Consider the following 1,610-nt stretch of genomic DNA (forward strand, 5'->3'; position numbering starts at 1 on the left):
TGGGGGTGCGGATAAAATCTTGGACTACTTTTGGGGGTAGTCCATGTATTCATACGAAGAACGCCTTAGGGCGGTGAAACTATATATTAAGCTCGGCAAGCGCTGCAAAGCCACAATCCGCCAATTGGGTTACGCAACCAAGAATTCATTGAAAGCTTGGCATGACGAATTCCAAGAGCGAGGCGATTTAAAGGACGGGTACTTTCGACCAAAGGAAAAGTACTCAGAAGATCAAAAGAATGCGGCCCTAGATCATTACGCCAATCATGGACGCTGCATTGCGTATACGACGAAGACGCTGGGCTATCCTGGCCTTGCGAAGTTAAGGGAATGGGTTCGCGAGCGATTTCCAGAAACGGCGCAATTCGTCATTGGCACACGGGGTAGACCGAGAGCTACATTGGCGGCCAAACGCGCCAGCGTGTACGAGCTGTGCACGCGCGAAGGACGAGCACAGGATGTTGCACGAAAGCTGGACGTTGATCGAGTAACCCTGTACAACTGGAAGAACCAGTTACTTGGCCGAGAGGCCCCAGCTTCTATGAAATGCGACAAACGCTTACCGGCAGAATCGGATCGGGAAAAATTGGAGCAGCAAGTTGAAACGCTCAGGCACGACATCCGCAAGCTGCAACTTGAACACGATCTTCTGAAGAAGGCCAATGAACTACTAAAAAAAGACCTGGGCGTCGACCTGCGGATACTGAGCAACCGGGAGAAGACGATGCTAGTTGACGCCCTGAGAGAAGAATACGGCATACCAGAGCTTCTGGACCGGCTGGACTTGGCCCGCAGCACCTATTTTTACCATCGGTCGCCAAAGCGGATTGCCGACAAATATGCGGAAGTCCGCAGCACCATCACTGAGATCTTCGAGAATAATCACCGATCCTACGGATATCGTCGGATTCAAGCATCGCTGAGCCGGCACCGTGTGTTCGTCTCGGAAAAGGTCGTTCAGCGGCTGATGAAACAGGAGGGTCTCCATGTAGCCAGACCTAAACGGCGTAAATATCGCTCCTATATTGGGGAAATAACACCTGCCCCGGAAAACATCATCAATCGCGATTTCCATGCGGCTGCACCAAACGAGAAGTGGCTCACAGATATTTCGGAATTCCATATCCCTGCAGGAAAAGTTTACCTGTCACCCATGATCGACTGTTTCGATGGTATGGTCGTGAGCTGGTCGATTGGAACAAGCCCAGATGCCGAACTGGTGAATGTGATGTTGGATGCGGCCATCGAGACGGTTACCAATGAAACCGACAAACCGATCGTCCATTCTGACCGAGGCGGGCACTACCGATGGCCTGGTTGGCTATCGCGGGTTGAGAAAGCGAGTATTATCCGGTCCATGTCGCGCAAAGCATGCTCGCCAGACAATGCTGCGTGTGAGGGATTCTTTGGACGGCTGAAGACTGAAATGTTTTATCCACGGGATTGGCGTTCGACGACAATTGCACAATTCATTGAGGCACTTGATGCCTATATTCGCTGGTATAACGAAAAGCGGATTAAAATGTCTCTCGGCTATCTCAGCCCGATCGAGTACCGAGAGAGTCTAGGTTTAACAACGTAAATCAGTCCAAGAAATTGTCCGCACCCCC

The 1,610-nt window shown here is 51.1% G+C and carries 1 protein-coding gene; it reads left to right on the plus strand.

Translation table 11 applies throughout. The annotated features are described in order from the left end of the window. Positions 1-43 precede the first annotated feature (43 nt). Positions 44-1,582: an IS3 family transposase gene (locus tag E2I14_RS19150; RefSeq protein ID WP_133331543.1), complete on the plus strand. Its 1,539-nt coding sequence runs from the start codon at positions 44-46 to the stop codon at positions 1,580-1,582. Positions 1,583-1,610 lie beyond the last annotated feature (28 nt).

It is taken from the genome of Sapientia aquatica (assembly GCF_004358105.1).
Classification (GTDB): domain Bacteria; phylum Pseudomonadota; class Gammaproteobacteria; order Burkholderiales; family Burkholderiaceae_D; genus Solimicrobium; species Solimicrobium aquaticum.